This is a genomic window from Sphingopyxis sp. H050 (assembly GCF_001468265.1).
GTDB lineage: Bacteria > Pseudomonadota > Alphaproteobacteria > Sphingomonadales > Sphingomonadaceae > Sphingopyxis.
The window spans coordinates 366,372-388,613 of sequence record NZ_LNRZ01000002.1; the positions used below are offsets into that span (position 1 = coordinate 366,372).

The window sequence follows — 22,242 nt, forward strand, 5'->3', positions numbered from 1 at the left end:
AATCGTCAACAAAAATAATTGAGATGCCCGCACGCGCGCGGGAATCTGTCATTTCTCCGTCACACTTAGGGGAGCTCGCCGTCGCTGCTGTCGGCGAGAATCGCCAGAGTCGCGGCCCAAACCGCGACATTCTGCCGCAATTGCGCGGGGTCGATCTTGTCGAGCGTGTCGTCCGGCGTGTGGTGGAGATCGAAATAGCGGGTGCCATCCTGCGCCAGGTCGACCGCCGGAACGCCGGCCTGCACGAGCGCCCCGATATCGGCGCCGCCATTGGCGGGCTGCTTGCCGCGCACGACGCCGAACGGCATCACAGCCGCCGCGATCCGGTCGGCGAGAGTCTTGGCGCTGTCGGGCAGTTTGAAATCGACGCGCCAGACGCGATCGGCGCCGAAATCGGATTCGAGCGCGGCGGCGTGCTTTTCTTTGCCATGCTTATCGAAATAGGCCTTGCCGCCGAACACCCCGACCTCCTCGGCGCCCGCCCACAATATGCGGATCGTGCGGCGCGGCTGGCCGGCGCTCATTACATGCTTCGCCGCGGCGGTGATGATGCCGCAACCCGCGGCATCGTCGATCGCGCCGGTGCCGAGGTCCCAGCTGTCGAGGTGGCATGCGACGATGACCGGGCTTGCGGCGGGGTCGCTGCCGGGCACTTCGGCGATGACATTGCCCGAATGCTTGGTGCCGAGATTCTGCGGCGTCAGCACCAATTTCAACCGCAGCGGCTCGCCACTCGGTCCCGCGCGCTTCCACTGGCGGACCAGCTGGTCGGCATCGGGGTTCGATATCGCGCCCGCCGGGATCGGCTTCACACCGGCCTCGAAATTGGTCACGCCGGTATGCGGATTGCGGTGCGCATCGGTGCCGATCGAGCGGATGACGATCGCCGCCGCGCCCTTTTTCGCGGCGACGTTCGGCCCGGTGAAGCGCCCGCGGCCGTAATAGCCATAGCCGCTGCCGTCCTGTGTCGGCTGCATCTTGTGGTCGATGAAGACGATCTTGCCTTTCACCTGGCTGTCCGCCGCCGCGGCGAGCGCGTCGAAGCTGTCGAAATAGGCGACATCGCCCTCGATGCCCTTGGCGCCGGTCGACGCCGAATTGCCGAGCGCGGCGATGGCGAGCTTCTGCGATAGAAACGGACTTGTCAGCCACGCCTGCTCTTCGCCGCGCACCCAGACGGGCATGTCGAACTGTTCCTCGCGGACATTGGCGAAACCCATCGCCTGCAGCCGCGCGACCGCCCAGCGCCGCGCCGCGGCCTCGGCCTCGGTCCCCGCCATGCGCGGGCCGATCTCGGTCGTGAGGTCTTCGGTGATCGACCAGGCGACCCCGTCGTTCTGGGCCAGGTCGACGGCCGTCGTCGGCGGCGAGGCGGAGGCGCTGGTGGTGGCGAGCAACAGTGCGGCGATCCCGGCAAGCCGGGCAGGGGTGGGGGCAATTTTCATGCGGCTTTCGTAACGCGCCGCCTCGCGCGCGCAAGCGTGGATTGCCCCGATGATTGCCAACGCCGCGCCCTTTCGCTAACCGGCGCGCAACTCTCCCGGCCGCACCGCGGCCCAGCCCCCATCGGAGCATATCATGGCCGCCCAATATAGTTTCGTAATGAAGGGTCTGAGCAAGACCTATCCCGGCGCGCAGAAGCCGACGCTGAACAACCTCAGCCTGCAATTCTACCCCGATGCCAAGATCGGCATCGTCGGCCCGAACGGCACCGGCAAGTCGACCCTGATGAAGATCATGGCCGGCATCGACAAGGAATTCACCGGCGAAGCATGGCCCGGCGAAGGCATCACCGTCGGCTATCTGGCGCAGGAGCCGCAGCTCGACCCGACCAAGACGGTCAAGGAGAATGTCATGGACGGCGTCCGCCCCGTCGCCGACATGCTCGACCGTTTCAACGAGATCAGCACGCTGATGGCCGATCCGCCCGAGGACGCCGATTTCGACGCGCTCATGGAGGAAATGGGCACGCTGCAGGAAAAGATCGACGCGATCGACGGCTGGACGCTCGACAACCAGCTCGAAATCGCGATGGAAGCGCTTCGCTGCCCGCCGGGCGACTGGAGCGTCGAGAACCTTTCGGGCGGTGAAAAGCGCCGTATCGCGCTGACCCGCCTGCTGCTCGAAAAGCCGTCGATCCTGCTGCTCGACGAACCGACCAACCATCTCGACGCCGAAAGCGTCGCTTGGCTCGAAAAGCATCTCGTCGACTATCCGGGCAACGTCATCCTCGTCACCCACGACCGCTATTTCCTCGACAATGTCGTGAACTGGATCCTCGAACTCGATCGCGGCCGCTACTTCGTCTACGAAGGCAATTATTCGACCTATCTCGAAAAGAAGGGCAAGCGCCTCGAACAGGAAGCGCGCGAGGACCAGGGCCGCCAGAAGGCGATCAAGGACGAGCTCGAGTGGATCCGGCAGTCGCCCAAGGCGCGCCAGGCCAAGTCGAAGGCGCGTATCAAATCGTTCGACCAGCTCGTCGAGGCGCAGGAAAAGCGTACCCCCGGCAAGGCGCAGATCGTCATCCAGATTCCGGAACGCCTGGGCGGCAAGGTGATCGAGGTCGCGAACATCTCGAAGGCTTATGGCGACAAGCTGCTGTTCGAGAATCTGTCGTTCACGCTTCCGCCCGGCGGCATCGTCGGCGTGATCGGTCCGAACGGCGCCGGCAAATCGACGCTTTTCAAGCTGATTACCGGGCAGGAAACCCCCGACAGCGGCAGCGTCACGATCGGCGACACCGTGCGGCTCGGCTATGTCGACCAGAGCCGTGACGCGCTCGACCCGAACAAGAATGTCTGGGAGGAAATCTCGGGCGGCCATGAGCTGATGAGCATCGGCAAGCACGAGATGCAGACGCGTGCCTATGTCGGGGCGTTCAACTTCAAGGGCGTCGACCAGCAGAAGAAGGTGGGCCAGCTCTCGGGCGGTGAACGCAACCGCGTCCACCTGGCGAAGATGCTCAAGGAGGGGGGCAACGTCCTCCTGCTCGACGAACCGACCAACGACCTCGACACGGAAACGCTCGCGGCGCTCGAGGAAGCGCTCGAGAATTTCGCCGGCTGCGCGGTGGTCATCAGCCACGACCGCTTCTTCTTGGATCGCCTGGCGACGCACATCCTGGCGTTCGAGGGCGACAGCCATGTCGAATGGTTCGAGGGCAATTTCGAGTCATACGAAGAGGACAAGATCCGCCGCCTCGGCGACGGCGCGACGCGGCCGCACGCCACCTCGTACAAGAAGCTGTCGCGCTAAGCTTTGTGGCGGGGGAGGCGGTGCCAATAGCTTCGCCCATATCGTCGAGCGCGATCCGCATGGACGCGGACGCGCTCAACGACTTCCTCGCGGCCGCCTTCCCGCACTCGGAACCCGGCTCGCGCGGCAGCGTCGTCTCGGCTGCGCCCGGCCATATCCGGGCGCGGATGGACCCGGGCGACACGGCGCTGCGTCCCGGCGGGCTGATCTCCGGCCCGACCCAGATGGGTTTCGCCGACATGGCCGCCTATGCGCTCGTCCTCGCGCACATTGGCCCCGTGGCGATGGCGGTGACGAGCGCGCTCAACTATCAGTTCCTCCGTCCGTGCCGTCCCGGCCCGCTGTTCGCCGACGCACATTTGCTGCGCCTCGGCAAGCGGCTCGCGGTGATGGATATCCGCATCTGGACCGACGATGCCGACAAACCCGTCGGTCAGGCGAATGTGACTTACGCGATTCCGTGATTGGGCGATGGTCGGATTCGACCGAAGCGCGACATTTAAAGCATCGTCATCCTGAACTTGCTTCAGGATCCATGGACCGCCATTTCCTCAAGCGCTGCGCCGGGCGAGAATTCAGACCATGGATGCTGAAACGAGTTCAGCATGACGAAAATTGAATGGCTGAAATCCACCCCAGGGCGTCGCCCCAAAATCCCGCTTTCCTACATTATTCCGCTATGCCAGCATCCCTCTGGCTCTTTGATTTCGTGAAAAATCCCGCTCCTCCGCTTAAAGCGACAAAGGAGACACTCTCGACGCGTACATCCGTATCCTTTGTCGCTTTAAGCCCGTCCCGAGCTTGTCGAAGGGGCCACAAAGGACACGATTCGAATGCGTGCATGCGGGGCTTTTGTGGCTCTAAGCCTCAATATTCTAGCGATGGATACCAGTCGGTCCCGCGCCCGGCGGGGGTCAGGTCGAGGATCGTCCACAGGCTCGCAATGTCGGGCGCGTCGCGCGGGTCCTGCCCCGGATCAGCCATTTCGGCGGTCATTTCGCTGCGCCAGAACAACCGCACGCTGCTGCCGGTCTTTTTGAACACGACCAACGCCGGATTCTCGCTGCCGTCCGCGTTCAGCAGATTGAAATCGCGCGCATAGTCGTCGCCGACCGTCTGGACGAAATCGAGCCCCCGCCAGCCGCGCTCGGCCGCAAAGGCCTGTTGCCGCTCGACCGGGCTGCGCCCGAAAATCTTGAGCGCGACGCGCTGTTCGATGTCTTTCGCATTGCCGTCGACCGCTCCCAGCCAGTTGGTGCACATGGGGCAGGGGCGCTCGCGATCCGGCCCGTACATCCAGAAATAGCTGACAAGCGTGTCGTGATGGCCGAAAAGGTCGGCAAGACCGCCTTCGACGCCATTCGCGTCGCGGAACCGATAATCCTTCATCAGCGGCCCCGGCGGCAGCGCCCGGCGCTGCTCCGCGACGCGCGACATCTTGCGGCGCAGGTCGATCTCCTCGGCCAGCAGCGATTTGCGGGCCTTGGTGTAATTATCGTCTTCGCCAGGAAATGCGCGCCGCCGCGACGCCAGGGCCGGCGCGGCGAGTAAGGGTTGGCGAAGCGCCATGGGTTTCTCCGTAAATCTGCGACCTCCAGCCGCTTTGCCACCCCGTCATAAAAGGGCAAAATCGGCTGCCCGCAAATCGCGGGCGGCTGGGCGTCAAATGAGCAGATTCGGCGACGAAATGCGGGCTGGCGCTCAGGCGGGCGCAAATTCTCCCGTCGCGTCGTCCATCACATGCAGCACGCCGTCGCTGATCGCAAAGAAGGCGCCGCGCAGTTTCAGCGTGCCGCGATTTTCCTTCTCCTGAATACAGGGAAAGGTGCGCAGATTGTCTATGCTGACGCGCACCGCCGCCATTTCCATCGCCCGGCCGGCCTCGCGGTTGTCTAAATCGGGATGGTCGGCGCGCACCGCGGCGCTCGCCTCGTCGAGCATCGCGATCCAGTCGGCGATGAAGCCGCCGCGACCGGGCTCGGCGCCCGCCATCGATCGATGGAGCGCAGCATGGCAGCCGCCGCACAGGCCGTGGCCCATCACGACGATTTCCTCTACCTTCAGGAATTGGACGGCAAATTCCAGCGCGGCCGACACGCCGTGGCGGCCCGGCGTCGTCTCGAAGGGCGGCACCAGCGCCGCGACGTTGCGCACGACGAAGATTTCACCCGGATTGGTATCGAAAATTTGCGACGGCTCGACGCGGCTGTCGGAGCAGGCGATCACCATCACCTTGGGCGATTGCCCCTCCGCCAGTTCATCCCAGCGCTCGCGCTGCGTCTGCCAGCCGCCGTTCCGGAAGCGGCGATATCCTTCGATCAGGTCGGTGAAGTGAGTCATGCGCGCGCCTTAGCATAGGATACGAGGTTGAGAAGAGGCGCATGCGCGACTATGTGGGCGGCATGAACGCTCCCGCACAGCCCCCCGTTCCCGCGCAGCGCCAGCGCAAGCCCGACTGGATTCGCGTCAAGGCGCCGACCAGTCCCGGTTATGCTGAAACCAAGCGGCTGATGCGCGACCTCAACCTGCATACGGTGTGCGAGGAAGCAGCGTGCCCGAACATCGGCGAATGCTGGACGAAGAAGCACGCGACGGTGATGATTCTCGGGGACACCTGCACGCGCGCCTGCGCTTTCTGCAACGTCAAGACCGGCATGCCGCGCCCCGTCGACCTGCTCGAGCCCGAACATACGGCGGCCGCGGCGGCTAAGATGGGCCTGACGCACATCGTCATCACATCGGTCGACCGCGACGACCTGCCCGACGGCGGCGCCAGCCAGTTCGTTAAGGTTATCCAGGCATTGCGCCGCGAAACCCCGCAGACGACGATCGAAATTCTGACGCCGGACTTTCGCAACAAGCCCGAAAGTGCGGTCGCTGCGATCGTCGATGCGCGGCCGGACGTCTATAATCACAATCTCGAAACCGTGCCGCGGCTCTATCCGACCATCCGCCCGGGTGCGCGCTACTATGCGTCGCTCCGCCTGCTCGAAAGCGTCAAGCGCCGCGATCCTTCGATCTTCACCAAGTCGGGGATCATGATGGGCCTCGGCGAGGAGCGGATGGAGGTCCATCAGGTGATGGACGATATGCGCAGCGCCGACATCGATTTCATGACGATGGGCCAGTATCTTCAGCCGACGCCGAAGCACGCCAAGGTCGTCGACTTCGTGACCCCGCAGGCGTTCGACGCCTATGCGCAGATCGCGCGCGCCAAGGGCTTCCTTCAGGTCGCCTCGTCGCCGCTCACGCGCTCCAGCTATCACGCCGGCGACGATTTCGAACGGATGCGCGCGGCGCGCGAAGCGCAGCTGGCGCGCGCCAAGGCGGACTGACCGGGTTTTGCCGCGGCACCAAGAGACGCGCGAGCTGCCGTACAGCGCCGAACAGATGTTCGCGCTGGTTACCGACATCGCGCGCTATCCCGAGTTCCTGCCCTGGGTGATCGCGCTCCGCGTCCGCAGCGACACCGAGGATCAGGCGGTCGCCGACATGATCGTCGGCTTCAAGGGCCTGCGTGAGAGCTTCTCGTGCCGCGTCCACAAGGAACGGCCGCGCCTCGTGACCGTCAGCTATATCGACGGACCGATGAAGCACCTCGAAAATGAATGGCATTTCGCGCCGCTCGAAAACGGTGGCTGCCGCGTCGATTTCATGGTCGACTTCTCATTCCGCAGCCGCGTGTTCGAAACGCTCGCCGGGCAGATGTTCGACAAGGCGCTCCGCAAGATGATCGCCGCGTTCGAAACGCGGGCAGGGGAGCTTTACGGCGCCGGAAGCGCAATATCCTCCGACGGTCGCAGCGCGTCCCTTTCGGGCTGAAGCAGGTCGAGTGCAAAGAGAGTCGCGGCCTGGCGGATCGCGGCGCGGTCGGTCGCTTGGAACTGCACACGCTGGGTGAAATAATCGTCGGGATCCTGGCCGCGAAGCGCGCGTGCGAAGACGACAAGGCCCACTGGCTTGCGTTCCGACCCGCCGCCGGGGCCCGCGATTCCGGTGATGGCCACCGCGACATCGGCGTCGCTGTTCGCCAGCGCGCCGGCGGCCATCGCCCATGCCGTCGCCAGCGCTACCTCGCCGAAGGTTTCGAGTATCTCGCTGCTGACATCGAGTTGCTTTTGCTTGGCGTCGGCCGAGTAAGTGATGAACCCCGCGGAAAAGACGTCCGAGCTTCCGGCAATGTCGGTCAGCGCGGCGCTGACCATGCCGCCGGTGCAGCTTTCGGCGACGGCAATCCGTCTGCCCACCGCACGGTTCGCGGCGAGGACAGCCGCGGCCAGTTGATCGCGCTCGGCAAGGCGCGCTTCTGCGTCGAAAACCACTCTCAATTCTCCGGAAGTTCCAAGGTCGCTACGGCCTGGGCGGCGATCCCCTCGCGGCGGCCGGTGAAGCCCAGCCGCTCGGTCGTTGTCGCCTTCACACTAACGCGTTCGACCGGAATCGCAAGGATTTCGGCGATCCGCGCCCGGATGGCGGGGCGGTGCGGGCCGATTTTCGGGGCTTCGGCGATGATCGTCAGGTCGACATGCGCGAGACGCCCGCCGCGCGCCGCGACTCGTCCGCCGGCGAAGGCGAGGAAGCGGTGCGACGCGGCGCCGCGCCATTGCGGGTCGCTGGGCGGAAAATGGTCGCCGATGTCGCCGTCGGCAAGCGCGCCGAGGATGGCGTCGGTGATCGCATGCAATGCAACGTCGGCATCGCTATGCCCTTCAAGTCCATGACTATGTTCGATTTCTATCCCGCCGATCCACAGCGGCTTGCCTGCAACGAGGCGGTGAACGTCATAGCCCATGCCGACCGCGGTTCGCATCGTTCCAGTTCCCAAAAGCCCCGCGAGGATCGCCATATCCTCGGCATATGTCAGTTTGTGGAGCCGGGCGTCGCCCGGCACGGCGGCAACGGCAATGCCAAGCCGCCGGACAAGCTGCGCATCGTCGGTCGCCGCCGCTTCTACGGCCGCGAGGTGCGCGCGTCTGAGGGTGCCGAGGCGGAACGCCTGCGGCGTCTGGACGCGCGCGAGGGCGCTGCGATCGACGACTTCTCCCGCTTCGCCATGCGCCTGTTCGACCAGCGTGTCGGGAACCGGCAAGGTCGGGATCGCCGCCTCGGCGGTTTCCAGCGCCGCGAGCAGGCGGTCGATCACGTCGGCCGTCAATCCGGGGCGCGCGGCGTCGTGCACGAGTACCAGCGCCTCGTCCTCCCAGCCGTCGAGGGCCTGCAAGGCATTGCCGACCGATTGCTGGCGCTCGACACCCGGATCGGCACAAATCCAGCCGTTCGAGATGCCATCCACCGCTGCCACGACGTCACCCTTCGCCACCAGCACGCCCAGCGAAATCGCCGGATGCGCGTCGAACGCATCGACGCTCCAACGCAGAACGGCCTTGCCACCGAGCAATTCGATCTGCTTCGGTTGGTCGAAACCTGCGCGTTTGCCAGTGCCCCCGGCAAGCAGGATCGCGGCGACCCGCGGGGCAGGCAAAGGCGTGGACTCGGTCATCAGCCGCGCCGGTTAGCGCAGCCGCGCCTTGCGGGAAAGCCGCTTAGCGTGTAGGGGCTGCTCAAAATTTAGGCAATTCGAACGAAAGCTTCCCGCCATGGCGCCGCTGCGGCCCATTCAGATCGGCAACATCACCATCGCGGATCCCGTGATCCTCGCGCCGATGACGGGCGTCTCCGACCTGCCGTTCCGCAAGCTCGTGCGCTATTACGGCTCGGGGCTGAACGTCACCGAGATGATCGCCAGCCAGGCCGCGATCCGTGAAACGCGCCAGTCGATCCAGAAGGCGGCTTGGGACCCGGTCGAGGAGCCGGTATCGATGCAGCTGGTCGGTTGCACTCCCTATGAAATGGGTGAGGCGGCGAAGCTCAACGAGGATCGCGGCGCGGCGATCATCGACATCAACATGGGCTGCCCCGTGCGCAAGGTCACGAATGGCGATGCGGGCTCGGCGTTGATGCGCGACCTGAAACTTGCCGCCGCGCTGATCGACAGCTGCGTCAAGGCGGTGTCGGTGCCGGTGACGGTCAAGATGCGCATGGGCTGGGACCACGACAGCCTCAACGCCCCCGAACTCGCCCATATCGCCGAGGATCTCGGTGCGAAGCTGGTCACGGTCCACGGCCGCACGCGCAACCAGATGTATCGCGGCGAGGCCGATTGGAGTTTCGTGCGCAAGGTTAAGGACGCGGTGTCGATCCCCGTCATCGTCAACGGCGACATCTGCTCGCCCGACGACGCCAAGGCCGCGCTCGCGCAGAGCGGCGCCGACGGCGTGATGATCGGCCGCGGCGCTTATGGCCGGCCCTGGCTGCTCGGGCAGGTAATGGCCGCGCTGCGCGGCGAGGCCGAGCGGCCCGACCCCGGCCTCGACGAGCAATATGACGTCATTACATCGCACTACCGCGCGATGATTGATCATTATGGCGAGATGACGGGCGTCAACATGGCGCGCAAGCATCTCGGCTGGTACGTCAAGGGGCTGCACGGCTCGGCCGAGTTCCGCAACAAGGTCAACCAGATCCCCGACAGCAAGGGCGTGCTCGACGCGCTGGAAGCCTTCTATGGCCCGCATTTGACCAAGGCGGCTGCGTGAGCGCGCTGACGTCGAGCATCCCGACGTTCGACCATGACGAGATTATCCAGTCGCACCCGATCGCCACGCTACTCATCGACAAGGGCGGGGTGATTCTGTTCGTCAACGCCGCCGCCGAGCAGCTGTGCAACATCGGTCGCGCCGCAATGGTCGGGCGCGTCGTCTATGACGTGATCGGTATGGATCGCGGTTATCGCCAGCGGATGAACGATCCCGCGACCTCCGCCCTCTTCGCGCACCGCGCCGAAATCTCGCTCGGCGGGCGCAAGTCGGCGTTCGTTGACATGCAGATGGTGCCCTATGGCCGCAGTGGGCATCGCATCCTGACGCTCGTTCCCTCGCAAAGCGATACCGAGCTGATGGGCGGCGCGATCGGACGTTCGGGACGCGCCGCGGGGGCGGCGGCGTCGATGCTGGCGCACGAGATCAAGAATCCGCTCGCGGGCATCAAGGGTGCGGCGCAGCTTCTCGCGCGCAAAACCGATACGAGCGGCGAACGTTTCACGTCTCTGATCTGCGCCGAGGTCGACCGGATCACGACGTTGATCGACCAGATGGAGCATTTCTCGCGCGGCCAGCCGATCGCGTGCGTTCCGCTCAACCTCTACCAACCGATCCATCAGGCGATGGAAACCGCGCGCGCGCGCCAGTTTCCCGGCGTTCGTTTCGCCGAGGACTTCGACCCCTCGCTGCCGATGGTGCAGGGCAATCATGACGCCGTGGTCCAGATCCTATTGAACCTGATTACAAATGGTTGCGAGGCGATCGGTGGACGCGATGACGGCGTGGTCCGCATCGCCACGGCCTATCGTCACGGCCTCTCGATCGACAATGGCGACGGCCGCGGCCGCATTGCGCTGCCGATCGAGGTCAGCGTCAGCGACAATGGCCCCGGCGTGCCCGCCGACATCCGCGGCGACCTGTTCGATCCGTTCGTTACCACCAAGCGCGAAGGTAGGGGACTGGGCCTCGCCCTCGTCGCCAAGCTCGCCCGCGACATGGGCGGCACCGTCCAGCATATGCGCGACGGCGACTGGACACGCTTCCGCGTCCATCTGCCCGCCGTGCCCAAGCGGGGCCGCAGCGAATGAACGGCAAGACGATCCTGCTCGTCGAGGATGATCCGGCGATTGCGCTGATCATCCGCGAGACGCTGACCGGCGAATGCGCGATCTTCGCCTCGGTTGCGAGCGTCGGCGAACGCAATGCCTGGCTGGCCGATAACCGCCCCGACCTGATCATTACCGACGTGGTGCTGCCCGATGGCGACGGGATCGACTCGCTGCCCGGCGCGGGCGTCGATCCGCAGACGCCGGTGATCGTCCTGTCGGCGCAGAACACGCTCGATACCGCGGTGCGGGCGACCGGGATCGGCAGTTACGATTATCTGCCCAAACCTTTCGACCTCGAAGAGCTGACCGCCAGCGTCCGCGCCGCGCTAGAACGGAGCAACCAGCCGCCGACGAAAGCCGACTCAGGGCAAGCCGACAGCCACGGCCTCGTCGGCCGGGCACCCGCGATGCAGGCGGTATACCGGACGATCGCGCGCCTCGCGACGAACGACCTCGCGGTGCTGATCCTCGGCGAGTCCGGGACCGGCAAGGAAGTGGTGGCGCGGGCTATCCATGCCACCGGCCTGCGACGTACAGGGCCTTTCGTCGCCATCAACATGGCCGCCATCCCGCGCGAACTGATCGAAGCCGAGCTGTTCGGGCACGAGAAGGGCGCGTTTACAGGCGCCCACAGCCGCAATGCAGGCAGGTTCGAGCAGGCTGCCGGGGGCACGCTGTTCCTCGACGAAATCGGTGACATGCCGCTGGAGGCGCAGACGCGGCTGCTTCGCGTGCTCCAGACCAACGAATATTCGACCGTCGGCGGCAGTCAGGCGCTACGCGCCGACGTCCGCGTAATCGCGGCGACGCATCGCGACATGCGCACCCTCGTCGCCGACGGGCGGTTCCGTGAAGATCTCTTCTATCGCCTCAACGTCATTCCAGTGACTTTGCCGCCGCTGCGAGACCGGCGCAGCGACATCGCGGCCTTGGTGCGACATTTCGTCGACGCGGGGCGCCATTCGGGACTGCCCGATCGTCAGTTTGCGCCGGACGCGATGCAATTGCTTGAGCGGCACGACTGGCCCGGCAACGTACGCGAGCTCGGGAATGTGGTGCAGCGGCTCGCGGTGCTGTCGCGCGATACCGTTGTGGGGGTCCGTGATGTCGAGTCGGTGCTTCGGGAGAATGGCGAAGGCGTATCGATCGCGGAACCCGCCCATCTCATAGCGCGCGCGATCGACGATTGGGCACGCGAAAAGCTGGCGGTTTCGGAGCATGACGGTGAAATTCACGAACAGCTGGAGGCGATCGTCGAGGCCGCGTTGCTTCGGCGCACGCTTCGCGAAGTTCGCGGCAATCAGCTGGAAGCCGCGCGACGGCTGGGTATCAATCGCAACACTTTGCGCAAAAGGCTCGGCCAGCTGGCCATCGATCCTTCCCACCCCTGACGATTTGATCGTCAAAAGCCTTCATATCGGCGCGCGGGCATAGATTGTGTGTTTTCTATGCAACATGTTTGTCGTAACGCGGCAACAATGGAGCATGCCGCCTCCCTGACCCCAGAAAGTGATTCCGACGCGCCGGACGCGCGTCCAAGCGGCTGGCAATTTGCGGTTCCGGAATATTATACGCTGGCGATCATCGTCAGCGTAGCGGTTGCGACCTATATTTTCGTGACCGGCGACGCGCAGAGCGAGCGGCTGCTGACGCCGGCGCTCGTCGCCGCGATCATGGTCGTCAATCTCGTGCCCGCGATGGCGCTTATCGTGCTCGTGGGCAGCCGGATCGCGCGCGCGCGCGCGGTCCGCTCGATGGCGGGCGGCAACGGACGGCTGCACGTTCGCTTGGTCGCGTTGTTCTCCCTGATCGCCGCGACGCCGACCTTGCTCGTCGTGATCTTCGCATCGCTGCTGTTCCAGTTCGGCGTCGACTTCTGGTTCTCCGACCGGTCGCGCGGGATGTTCGAGAATGCGGCGAGCCTAGCCGAGGGCTATTATCAGGAAAATCAACGCCAGGTGGGAGCCAACACCTTTGCGATGGCCACCGACCTTGGCAAGAGCCTTACCCAGTTCCCGATCGATAGCCCGGCCTTCACCAACTATTATCTTCAGCAGGTCGTCGTCCGCAGCCTCAATGAATCGGCGGTGATCGAGATCGGCAAGGATGGCGTCGCGCGAACCGCAGCGGCGATCAATCCCGACAATCGCGCTGCCGAAAATCGTCTAAGCGCGACGATGATCCAGCGCCTCAACGCCGGCGAAGACGTCGTCGTCGTCCGTCAGGCGAATCGGATCGAGGCCGCGACGAGGCTGCCTGGAACAAATCGCGCTTATGTCTATGCTTCGCGAGATACCAATGTGCCCGGCTTCCAGCAGTCCGCGCGGGCAAGCGCGGTGTTGGCCGATTATAACGACCTGTTCGAGCGATCGCAGCAGCTGCAGCTACGCTTCAACGGTGCGCTCTATCTCGGTTCGCTGTTGCTCTTGGCTCTTGCCGTGATTGCCGCGATCGTCGTCGCTGACCGCATCGTGCGTCCTCTTGGCACGCTGATTGGCGCGACCCGCACGGCTGCTGGCGGCGACCTCTCGGTCCGCGTCACGCCGCCCGCGCGCGACGACGAAATTGCGGTGCTGACCCGCGCTTTCAACCGCATGACCGAGCAACTCGAAGGCCAGACGGGCGCGCTCGTCAGCGTCAACGAACAGCTCGAAACCCGGCGCAGCTTCATCGAGGCGGTGCTGAGCGGCGTGTCGTCGGCGGTCGTGTCGGTCGACGCCGGTCACCGCATCTTGCTCGCCAATGCGGCGGCGGAGCAGCTGATCGGGCAGAGCGCGAGCGATTTGACCGGGCAGCCGCTGGCCGATGTCGCGCCCGAGCTGGCGCGACTGCTCACGGGCGAGGAACGCGAGGGAATCGTCCAGCTCGCGCGGCGTGAGGGGGAACCGGCGACCTTGGCCGCCAAGGCGGTCGCACAGGGCGACGGCTTCGTGCTGAGTTTTGAGGACATTACTCAGCAATTGCTCGACCAGCGCCGCGCGGCCTGGTCCGATGTTGCACGACGTATCGCGCACGAAATCAAGAACCCGCTGACCCCGATCCAGCTTGCCGCCGAGCGTCTGCAACGCCGGTTCGGCACGAAGGTCGAGGGAGACGAAGCCACCTTCAAGCGCCTCACCGACACGATCATCCGGCAGGTCCATGATATGCGGCGCATGGTTGACGAGTTTTCCAGCTTCGCCCGCATGCCAAAGCCGACATTTGGGGTCGAGGATGTCCGCGATATCCTGAAGCAGACAGTATTCCTGTTCGAAGTCGCCAAGCCCGATATCGCTTTCAGCGTCAAAACCCCGAACGAAATCGAGCCTCTCGTGTGCGATCGCCGGCTGCTGTCGCAGGCCTTCACGAACATCATCAAAAATGCGGTCGAGGCGATTGAAGAAAATTCGAAAACCGGCGCGCCGCCGCCGATCGGTCATATTCGTGCGGAGCTCGACATCGGCCAGGGCGATGCGATCGTCATACGCGTTACAGACGACGGGATTGGGCTGCCCGAAGCGCGCGATGCGATTGCCGAACCCTATATGACGACGCGTCAGGGCGGAACCGGCCTGGGCCTCGCGATCGTCAAGAAGATCGTCGAACAACATTATGGCGAGCTTGATTTCTGCGACAATCCTGAAGGGCGGGGGACGTGCGTGACGCTGAGCTTCCATCCCGATCGGCTGCGGCCGCTCGCGGGAACGGGCGGAGAAATGGGTGCAGGACAGGGTGAATCGGTACCCGGACGTGTCCGGAACCGTCAGGATAGAGAAGATCATGGCGCTTGATATTTTGATCGTCGACGACGAGCGCGACATTTGCGAGCTCGTCGCGGGCGTCATGGAAGACGAAGGCTATGAGGCGCGCACGGCGTCCGATAGCGACGCGGCGCTCGAGGCGATCCGCCAGCGCCGGCCATCGCTCGCGCTGATCGACGTGTGGTTGCAGGGGTCGCGGCTCGACGGGTTGGGCCTTGTCGAGGCGATCAAGGCGTTCGACCCGACCTTGCCGATCATCGTGATTTCCGGGCACGGCGGACTCGACACTGCGGTCGCCGCGATCCGCCGCGGGGCATTCGACTTCATCGAAAAGCCCTTTGAGGCCGAGCGCCTGCTCCATCTCGTCTCGCGTGCTACCGAGAATGAGCGGCTGAAGTTCGAATATGAACAGCTCCGCGAAAAAGCCGGCCCGGCCGACGAACTGACCGGGACCAGCGCCTCGATCAACAACGTCCGCGCGACGCTCAAGCGCGTCGCCGGGACGGGCAGCCGCGTCCTGATCACCGGAGCGCCGGGCGTAGGGAAGGAGGTTGCCGCACGCGTTCTCCATGGCTGGAGCGGGCGCCATAATGCTCCTTTCCGCGTCATTTCATCGGCACGGATGGATCCTGAAACGGTCGAGACAGAGCTGTTCGGATCCGAAGCCGAGGACGGCTCGATCCGCGTCGGGCTGCTTGAACAGGCGCATGGCGGCACGCTGTTTCTCGACGAGGTCGCCGATATGCCGATCACGACGCAGGGCAAAATCCTGCGCGTCCTGACCGATCAGAGCTTCACGCGCGTCGGCGGGCGGACGATGATCCGCGTCGACGTTCGCATCATCTCGGGGTCGGCGCGCGACCTGACGACGGAAATAGCCGAGAGCCGCTTCCGCGAGGATCTCTATTACCGGCTCAACGTTGTGCCGGTGCATATTCCGCCGTTACGCGAGCGCCGCGACGATATTGCCAGCCTCTGCGATCATTTTGTCCGCCGCTATGCTGCGGATCGCCGCGTTCCGCCGCCCGAAATCAGCTCGGAGGCGATGGCCGCGCTGCAGGCGCACGATTGGCCCGGCAACGTCCGCGAACTCCGCAACGTGATCGAGCGCGTGATGATCCTCGCGCCGAGCGACCGCCTTGGCCGGATTGATGCGGACATGCTGCCCGGTGAGCTGGTCCGCGGTGGCACCGATATCTTGCCGAACACCGAATCGATCACCGCGATCCCGCTGAAGGAGGCGCGCGAAAATTTCGAGCGCGAGTATCTGCGTATTCAGATCAACCGTTTTTCGGGCAATATTTCCCGCACCGCAACCTTCATCGGGATGGAGCGTTCGGCGCTGCATCGGAAGCTCAAACTGCTCGGGTTGACGGAAAATCCGGATAGCGAGGGCTGACGGCTTTGCGCTAGACCTGCGGCGGCGTTTGCCGCATATTACCAGCGTAAAAAGTGAAAAGATGCCGAGGCAAGCGGCATCAAGACCGCGGCTAAGCCGCCAAAAACATGGAGACAAATATGTCCGATAAAAACCAGAACCTCCAGGATATTTTCCTCAACGCCCTCCGCCGCAGCAAAACCCCAGTGACGATGTTTCTCGTCAAGGGCGTGAAGCTCCAGGGCATCATCACCTGGTTCGACAATTTCTCGCTTCTGCTCCGCCGCGACGGCCAGTCGCAGCTCGTCTACAAGCATGCGATATCGACAGTCATGCCGTCGCATGATTTCGATCTGTCGCTGCTTGGCGACGCAGTCCACAATCCAGCGCCGGCCAAGGGCAAGGCGCTGCAGGACGTGTTCCTGAACGCGGTGCGCAAGTCGGACGAATCGGTGACGATGTTTCTCGTCAACGGCGTGATGCTGCAGGGCGATATTGTGGCGTTCGACCTGTTCTGTATGCTGCTCGAGCGCGAGCGCCAGGTGCAGCTCGTCTACAAGCATGCGATTTCCACCGTTCAGCCGAATGGCCCCATCAACCTCACCGACAACGGCGATGAGGATGGCGACGGCGGCGACGCCTGATTTGACGTCATGATCGACAGCGAAGGCGAGGTTACGCGCGGCGCCGCCGCGTTGCTGGTTGTGCCTGAATGGCATAGCCAGCGGCTACCGCGCGACCTCGATGCGCGCGTCGAGGAGGCGAAGGGCCTGGCTTTGGCGATCGGGTTGGATGTCGTCGCGGCGCACCCGCTGCGACTGCGCCAGACACGCGCGGCGACCTTGCTCGGCGTCGGTCAGATCGAGGCGATCAAGCCCGACATCGCGGCGCACGGCGTGCAACTGGTGATCGTCGATGCCCCGCTGACGCCGATCCAGCAACGCAATCTCGAAACCGAGTTCGGCGCCAAGGTGATTGACCGCACGGGATTGATCCTCGAAATCTTCGGCGAACGTGCTGCGACTGCCGAAGGGCGGTTGCAGGTCGAACTCGCGCATCTCGACTATCAGGCGGGGCGACTGGTGCGCAGCTGGACCCACCTCGAGCGCCAGCGCGGTGGCTTCGGCTTCCTCGGAGGTCCGGGCGAAACGCAGATCGAGGCCGACCGCCGGATGATCCGCAACCGCATGGCGCGCATTCGCAAACAGCTGGAGGATGCACGGCGGACTCGGCAACTGCAGCGATCGAAGCGTCAACGAGCACCTTGGCCCGTGATTGCGTTGGTCGGCTATACCAATGCTGGAAAATCGACATTTTTCAATCGCCTGACGGGAAGTGACGTCATGGCGGAAGATCTGCTGTTCGCGACACTCGACCCGACGATGCGCGAGATTCGGCTGCCGGGCATCGACAAGGCGATCCTGTCGGACACCGTCGGCTTTGTGTCGGATCTGCCGACCGAGCTTGTCGCAGCCTTCCGCGCAACGCTTGAAGAAGTCACCACCGCCGATCTGATCGTCCATGTTCGCGATATCGTCCATCCCGACAGCGACGCGCAGTACGACGACGTTCGGGCAATCCTCGAGTCGCTGGGCGTCAACGGCTCGCAGAACGGGGAGGGGGAGGACACGGCCGATGCCGTCCCCCAAATCGAAATCTGGAACAAGATTGATACCGCCGATCCTGATCGCCGCGTCCAGATCGAGGAAATGGCGGCGCGGCGCCTCGACGTCGCTGTCATCTCGGCGGTCACCGGCGAGGGCGTCGAGGTGGCGCGAACGCTCATGGCGTCACAATTGACCGCGCAGCACCGCGTCGAGCGCATCTTCCTCGGCTTCGATCAGGGCGAGGCCATGGCATGGCTGCACGCGCGTGGTGAGGTGCTGTCGGATGAGGTCGACGGCGAAGGGCATATGCTGACCGTGCGGCTGGATCCCGCAGACCGGGCGCGGTTCGAGCGCCTGTGGCCGCTCAGGAGCGCTCCGACGCCTTGACCGCCTGCCAATGGGCTTCGAGCGTATCGAGCGAAAGGTCGGCGATCGCCGGGCCGGCTAGCCGCTCGACAGCCTGAAAGCGCCGCGCGAACTTGTCGTTGGCAGCGCGTAGCGCGCCCTCGGCGTCGACGCCAAGGTGGCGGGCATAGTTGACCACCGCGAACAACAGGTCGCCGATCTCTTCTGCCCGTGCTGCATCATCAGGTGCTGCTACGACTTCAGCGAGTTCTTCGGCAATCTTGGCTCGCGGGCCGTCAGCATCCGGCCAGTCGAAGCCGACCCGGGCGGCACGACCCTGTAGCTTCTGCGACCGCAGCAACGCCGGCAGCGACAAGGCGACGCCGTCGAGCGCGCTTTTTGGGCCGCCGCTGGCGCGCTCGGCAGCCTTGATGGCTTCCCATTGGCCGCGGACGTCGCCCGTCTTGGCGTCACCGAAAATGTGCGGATGCCGGCGTTCCATCTTGTCGCTGATCGCGGTTGCGACGTCGTCGAAGCCGAACAGGCCTTTGTCGGTCGCGATCTGACTGTGAAAGACGACCTGAAGCAACAGATCGCCGAGTTCGTCGCAAATGGCCGCCGGGTCCCCGCCATCGATCGCGTCGGCGACCTCATAGGCTTCCTCGATCGTGTAAGGCGCGATCGTCGCGAAATCCTGAGCCAAATCCCATTCGCAGCCGCCGTCCGGGTCACGCAGCCTTGCCATCACGCCAAGGAGGCGGTCGATAGGGGATTGCGTTGCGGAAACCTGTGCCTCGGCCATCTAATTATCCGATAATATATATTATGTTAAACTTATATGGCGGTGGGGGACCGAAGATTTCCTTTATCCCCCTCGCGCCGCCTGGAATGTCCAGATCGCCAGAAAGACCACCGCGAAAATCGCCGCCCACGCCAATGCCATCTTGATCCCGTCGGCCAGTTTGATCCGGCGCACGAGCAGCGCGCTCAATACCAGCGCGAAAGCTCCAGCGAACCATATCAGATCGACCGCAGTATCTCCGTTCATAACTGAACCTCCAACCCGTCATAGCCGGGTTCGACGCCCGGCGGCAGTTCCGCCGCAAGGTCGTTATAATCCATCGTATTGTCCATATGGGTGATGATCGCGCGCGGATTGCCGACTTTGGCGAGGCCCTCCAGCGTCATGGCAAGATGCGGATGCGTCGGATGCGGATAACGGCGCAGCGCATCGATCACGAACAGGTCGACGCCCTGAAAAAAATCGACCATTTCATCGGTAAATTTAGAAAAATCCGTCGCATAAGCAATGCGGTGCGCACCGTCGCTGAAGATAAGGCCAGTTGCCTTGATCGGCCCGTGCGGCATCTCGATCGCCGAAACCTCGATCGGACCGATCGATTGATGGTCGTGCAGATCGACGGGGTCGACCGACGCCGGATAGCCGGCATTCCCGGCAAAGGCATAGGTAAAGCGCCATTTGAGGATGTCGATGACATGATCGCGTGCATAGACCGGCACCGCTGAGCGGCGCAGATGCATCACCTGGCGCAGATCGTCGAGCCCATGGGTATGGTCGGCATGCTCGTGCGTCCAGATGACCGCGTCGATGTCGCCGATGCCGGCGTCCAGCAACTGAAGCCGCATATCGGGGCTGGTGTCGACGAGGATGCGAAAGCCGCCCAGCGACACCATGATCGAGGCGCGACTGCGTAGGTTGCGCGGATTGTCGGGGTCGCAGGCGCCCCAGTCGTTGCCGATCCGCGGCACGCCGGAAGACGTCCCGCAACCGAGGATTCTCAGCTTCATAAGCCCCGCGACGTCATGGCGCGGCCTTATTGAAAAGTGAGTAGAAATTGGCACTCGTCGCTGCCCCGAGCGCTCCCTCGTCTTCGCCGCGCAGCGCCGCGAGGAACGCCAGCGTATCCGCGACAAAGGCCGGCTCGCCGGTCTTGCCGCGGTGCGGGACGGGGGCGAGGAAGGGGGAGTCGGTTTCGATCAGCAGCCGGTCCTGCGGTAGCCATTTGGCGGTTGCCTGGAGCTCGGCGGCATTCTTGAACGTCACGATCCCTGATATCGAGATATAAAGGCCAAGATCGAGCGCCTGGCGCGCGAAATCGTCGCTCGCGGTGAAGCAGTGAATTACGCCGGGGAAGGCCTCCCTGCCCATCTCCTCGCCCAACAGCGCCAGCGTATCGGCCTCGGCATCGCGCGTGTGAACGATAACGGGCAGGCCCGTTTGCTGCGACGCATGAATATGGCGGCGAAAACTGTCTTGTTGCCGCGTGCGATCGCTCTTGTCGTAATAATAGTCGAGTCCGGTTTCGCCGATCCCGATTACGCGCGGATGTGCGGCGCGCTCGACGAGCTTCGCGGTATCGACGTCGGGATGATGGTCGGCGTCGTGCGGATGGATGCCGACGCTGGCCCATACATCGTCGTTCGCTTCGGCGGCTGCGAGTACGTCGTCCCATTCGCTTTCGCGTGTCGCGATGTTCAGCATCGCGGTCACGCCGCGGTCGCGGGCGCGCGACAGCACGTCGTCCTGCTGCTCGGCAAGCCCCTTGTAATTGAGGTGGCAGTGCGAATCGACGAGCATCAGGCCTCCCCTTCCCCGTCTCCCTCGGGCAGTTCGAGACGGGGGAAGATGGGGACGGGCTGGCCGACCGCGAAACCGCTGCTGGCCAGTCTCGTAAACCACTCGGCGTCGTCGAGCGCGCCAAAATCGCGCGCGTCGGAGGCAATGCCCATCTGGTCGAGCAACTTGTCGGCCGCTGCGGGCACCACCGGGCGGATCGCAATTGCGAGCGTACGGACAGCTTGGAAAAGAGTCATCAGCACTGCGCGCATCCGCTCGGGATCGGTCTTACGAAGCGCCCAGGGCGCCTGTGCATCGACATACTGGTTGCAGGCGAATACCGCGCGAATCCAGTCCTCGATGCCGATGGAAAATGCCAATTGGTCGAACTCGCGCGGCAGGCGTTCGCTTGCCATTGCATACAGGTCAGCGAGCAGATCGGTATCGTCTTGAGCCGGCGCATAGTCAGCCGAAAGCTTGCCATCCAAATTCTTGAAAATCATCGACAAGCTGCGCTGCGCCAGATTGCCGAAGCTGTTGGCGAGGTCGGCATTGGCGGTGCGCACGATCGCTTCGGCCGAATAGCTGCCGTCCTGGCCGAAGCTGACTTCGCGGAGCAGGTAATAGCGCAGCGCATCGACGCCGAAGCGCTCGGCGAGTTCCATGGGATCCACGACGTTGCCCAGCGATTTCGACATCTTCTCGCCGCGATTGAGCAGGAAGCCGTGACCGAACACCTGCCTGGGCAATGGCAAATTCGCGCTCATCAGGAAGGCCGGCCAGTAAACCGTATGAAAACGAACGATATCCTTGCCGATCATATGGATATTTGCCGGCCAGAATTTGCCCCATTCGCTATCCGGATCGGGGTAGCCGAGCGCCGACATATAGGTCGTCAGCGCATCGACCCATACGTACATCACATGCCCCGGCGAGTCCGGGACCGGCACGCCCCAGTCGAAGCTGGTGCGCGAGACGCTGAGATCCTTGAGACCGCCCTCGACGAAGCGCAGCACCTCGTTGCGGCGGCTTTCGGGGCGGATGAAGTCGGGATTGTTGTTGTAGAGCGCGAGCAGCTTGTCCTGATAGGCCGACAGGCGGAAAAACCAGCTTTCCTCCACGGTCCATTCGACCGGCGTGCCTTGCGGCGAGAGTTTGGCCTCCCCTTCTCCCGGCACGAGTTCGCTCTCGTCGTAAAAGGCCTCGTCGCGAACCGAATACCAGCCCTCGTAGCGATCAAGATACAGATCGCCATTCGCCTCCATCGCCCGCCACAGAGCCTGCGAAGCAGCGTGGTGCGAGCCATCTGATGTTCGCATGAAATGGTCGAAGCTGATATTCAGCTTGGCATACATCTCACGGAAATATCCTGACATTTCGTCAGCGAGATCAATCGTCGCCCGCCCTTGGTCGCGCGCGGTCTGATACATCTTCAGCCCATGCTCGTCGGTGCCGGTGGTCAGCCGCACGTCGCGGCCACGGGCGCGCTGGAATCGCGCCATCGCATCGGTCGCGATCGCCTCATAAGCGTGGCCGATGTGGGGACGGCCGTTAGGGTAGCTGATGGCAGTGGTGATATAAAATGGTTCGGACATGCGCGCGCCTTAGCGGGTGGTGCGCAGAAGGGG

General features: G+C 63.9%; 21 protein-coding genes. 11 read left to right on the forward strand and 10 right to left on the reverse strand.

Annotated features, from left to right (window positions below):
* Positions 1–65: 65 nt before the first annotated feature.
* Positions 66–1,445 (reverse strand): M20/M25/M40 family metallo-hydrolase, encoded by a 1,380-nt coding sequence (locus ATE67_RS04885; protein ID WP_058815849.1) that lies wholly within the window; start codon positions 1,443–1,445, stop codon positions 66–68.
* Positions 1,446–1,578: 133 nt separating this feature from the next.
* On the opposite strand from ATE67_RS04885, the gene ettA reads away from it, so the two are divergent.
* Positions 1,579–3,258 (forward strand): energy-dependent translational throttle protein EttA, encoded by a 1,680-nt coding sequence (gene ettA / locus ATE67_RS04890; protein WP_058815500.1) that lies wholly within the window; start codon positions 1,579–1,581, stop codon positions 3,256–3,258.
* A gap of 20 nt (positions 3,259–3,278) precedes the next feature.
* Positions 3,279–3,722: a PaaI family thioesterase gene (locus ATE67_RS04895; protein WP_231728050.1), complete on the forward strand. Its 444-nt coding sequence runs from the start codon at positions 3,279–3,281 to the stop codon at positions 3,720–3,722.
* 403 nt (positions 3,723–4,125) lie between these two features.
* On the opposite strand, the gene ATE67_RS04900 is transcribed toward ATE67_RS04895, so the two are convergent.
* Both ATE67_RS04900 and ATE67_RS04905 read right to left on the reverse strand, forming a co-directional pair.
* The gene (locus ATE67_RS04900; RefSeq protein WP_058815502.1) at positions 4,126–4,827 is read right to left on the reverse strand and encodes a DUF899 family protein; all 702 of its coding nucleotides are present in this window, start codon (positions 4,825–4,827) and stop codon (positions 4,126–4,128) included.
* A gap of 132 nt (positions 4,828–4,959) precedes the next feature.
* Positions 4,960–5,598: a carbonic anhydrase gene (locus ATE67_RS04905; RefSeq protein ID WP_058815503.1), complete on the reverse strand. Its 639-nt coding sequence runs from the start codon at positions 5,596–5,598 to the stop codon at positions 4,960–4,962.
* Positions 5,599–5,639: 41 nt separating this feature from the next.
* On the opposite strand from ATE67_RS04905, the gene lipA reads away from it, so the two are divergent.
* The gene (lipA, locus tag ATE67_RS04910; RefSeq protein WP_058815504.1) at positions 5,640–6,593 is read left to right on the forward strand and encodes a lipoyl synthase; all 954 of its coding nucleotides are present in this window, start codon (positions 5,640–5,642) and stop codon (positions 6,591–6,593) included.
* A gap of 7 nt (positions 6,594–6,600) precedes the next feature.
* On the forward strand, positions 6,601–7,080 hold the full coding sequence (locus ATE67_RS04915) for a type II toxin-antitoxin system RatA family toxin (protein ID WP_058815505.1): 480 nt from the start codon (positions 6,601–6,603) through the stop codon (positions 7,078–7,080).
* Here the strand turns inward: ATE67_RS04915 and ATE67_RS04920 are convergent.
* Positions 7,023–7,580: a CinA family protein gene (locus tag ATE67_RS04920; RefSeq protein ID WP_058815506.1), complete on the reverse strand. Its 558-nt coding sequence runs from the start codon at positions 7,578–7,580 to the stop codon at positions 7,023–7,025. The two genes, ATE67_RS04915 and ATE67_RS04920, sit on opposite strands and share 58 nt — an antisense overlap.
* A 2-nt stretch (positions 7,581–7,582) precedes the next feature.
* Positions 7,583–8,758: a bifunctional 2-C-methyl-D-erythritol 4-phosphate cytidylyltransferase/2-C-methyl-D-erythritol 2,4-cyclodiphosphate synthase gene (locus ATE67_RS04925; protein WP_058815507.1), complete on the reverse strand. Its 1,176-nt coding sequence runs from the start codon at positions 8,756–8,758 to the stop codon at positions 7,583–7,585.
* 97 nt (positions 8,759–8,855) lie between these two features.
* On the opposite strand from ATE67_RS04925, the gene dusB reads away from it, so the two are divergent.
* The 7 genes from dusB to hflX all read left to right on the forward strand — a co-directional run bounded on the left by dusB (position 8,856) and on the right by hflX (position 18,078).
* Positions 8,856–9,854, forward strand: coding sequence for a tRNA dihydrouridine synthase DusB (gene dusB / locus ATE67_RS04930; RefSeq protein ID WP_058815508.1), 999 nt, complete (start codon positions 8,856–8,858; stop codon positions 9,852–9,854).
* Positions 9,851–10,945: a two-component system sensor histidine kinase NtrB gene (locus ATE67_RS04935; protein ID WP_058815509.1), complete on the forward strand. Its 1,095-nt coding sequence runs from the start codon at positions 9,851–9,853 to the stop codon at positions 10,943–10,945. Before dusB ends, ATE67_RS04935 begins: the two co-directional genes overlap by 4 nt.
* Complete coding sequence (gene ntrC, locus ATE67_RS04940; RefSeq protein ID WP_058815510.1) at positions 10,942–12,357, forward strand: nitrogen regulation protein NR(I); 1,416 nt, start codon at positions 10,942–10,944, stop codon at positions 12,355–12,357. Before ATE67_RS04935 ends, ntrC begins: the two co-directional genes overlap by 4 nt.
* A gap of 87 nt (positions 12,358–12,444) precedes the next feature.
* Positions 12,445–14,736 carry a sensor histidine kinase gene (locus ATE67_RS04945; protein WP_058815511.1) on the forward strand — a complete coding sequence of 764 codons (2,292 nt, stop codon included), beginning with the start codon at positions 12,445–12,447 and terminating at the stop codon, positions 14,734–14,736.
* On the forward strand, positions 14,726–16,105 hold the full coding sequence (gene ntrX, locus ATE67_RS04950) for a nitrogen assimilation response regulator NtrX (RefSeq protein WP_058815512.1): 1,380 nt from the start codon (positions 14,726–14,728) through the stop codon (positions 16,103–16,105). The genes ATE67_RS04945 and ntrX overlap by 11 nt, the downstream gene beginning before the upstream one ends.
* A gap of 119 nt (positions 16,106–16,224) precedes the next feature.
* A complete protein-coding gene (gene hfq / locus ATE67_RS04955) occupies positions 16,225–16,728 on the forward strand; it encodes an RNA chaperone Hfq (RefSeq protein ID WP_058815850.1) in 504 nt (167 codons plus the stop codon).
* Between the two features lie 9 nt (positions 16,729–16,737).
* Entirely contained in the window at positions 16,738–18,078 is a 1,341-nt protein-coding gene (gene hflX, locus ATE67_RS04960; protein ID WP_058815513.1) for a GTPase HflX, read from the forward strand.
* Here the strand turns inward: hflX and mazG are convergent.
* The 5 genes from mazG to metG all read right to left on the reverse strand — a co-directional run bounded on the left by mazG (position 18,056) and on the right by metG (position 22,209).
* Positions 18,056–18,838 carry a nucleoside triphosphate pyrophosphohydrolase gene (gene mazG, locus ATE67_RS04965; RefSeq protein ID WP_058815514.1) on the reverse strand — a complete coding sequence of 261 codons (783 nt, stop codon included), beginning with the start codon at positions 18,836–18,838 and terminating at the stop codon, positions 18,056–18,058. The genes hflX and mazG overlap by 23 nt on opposite strands.
* A 63-nt stretch (positions 18,839–18,901) precedes the next feature.
* Complete coding sequence (locus ATE67_RS04970; RefSeq protein ID WP_058815515.1) at positions 18,902–19,084, reverse strand: hypothetical protein; 183 nt, start codon at positions 19,082–19,084, stop codon at positions 18,902–18,904.
* The gene (locus ATE67_RS04975) at positions 19,081–19,845 is read right to left on the reverse strand and encodes an MBL fold metallo-hydrolase (protein ID WP_058815516.1); all 765 of its coding nucleotides are present in this window, start codon (positions 19,843–19,845) and stop codon (positions 19,081–19,083) included. The genes ATE67_RS04970 and ATE67_RS04975 overlap by 4 nt, the downstream gene beginning before the upstream one ends.
* Before the next feature lie 13 nt (positions 19,846–19,858).
* Positions 19,859–20,635, reverse strand: a complete 777-nt coding sequence (locus tag ATE67_RS04980) for a TatD family hydrolase (RefSeq protein ID WP_058815517.1) — start codon at positions 20,633–20,635, stop codon at positions 19,859–19,861.
* The gene (gene metG / locus ATE67_RS04985) at positions 20,635–22,209 is read right to left on the reverse strand and encodes a methionine--tRNA ligase (protein ID WP_058815518.1); all 1,575 of its coding nucleotides are present in this window, start codon (positions 22,207–22,209) and stop codon (positions 20,635–20,637) included. The genes ATE67_RS04980 and metG overlap by 1 nt, the downstream gene beginning before the upstream one ends.
* Positions 22,210–22,242 lie beyond the last annotated feature (33 nt).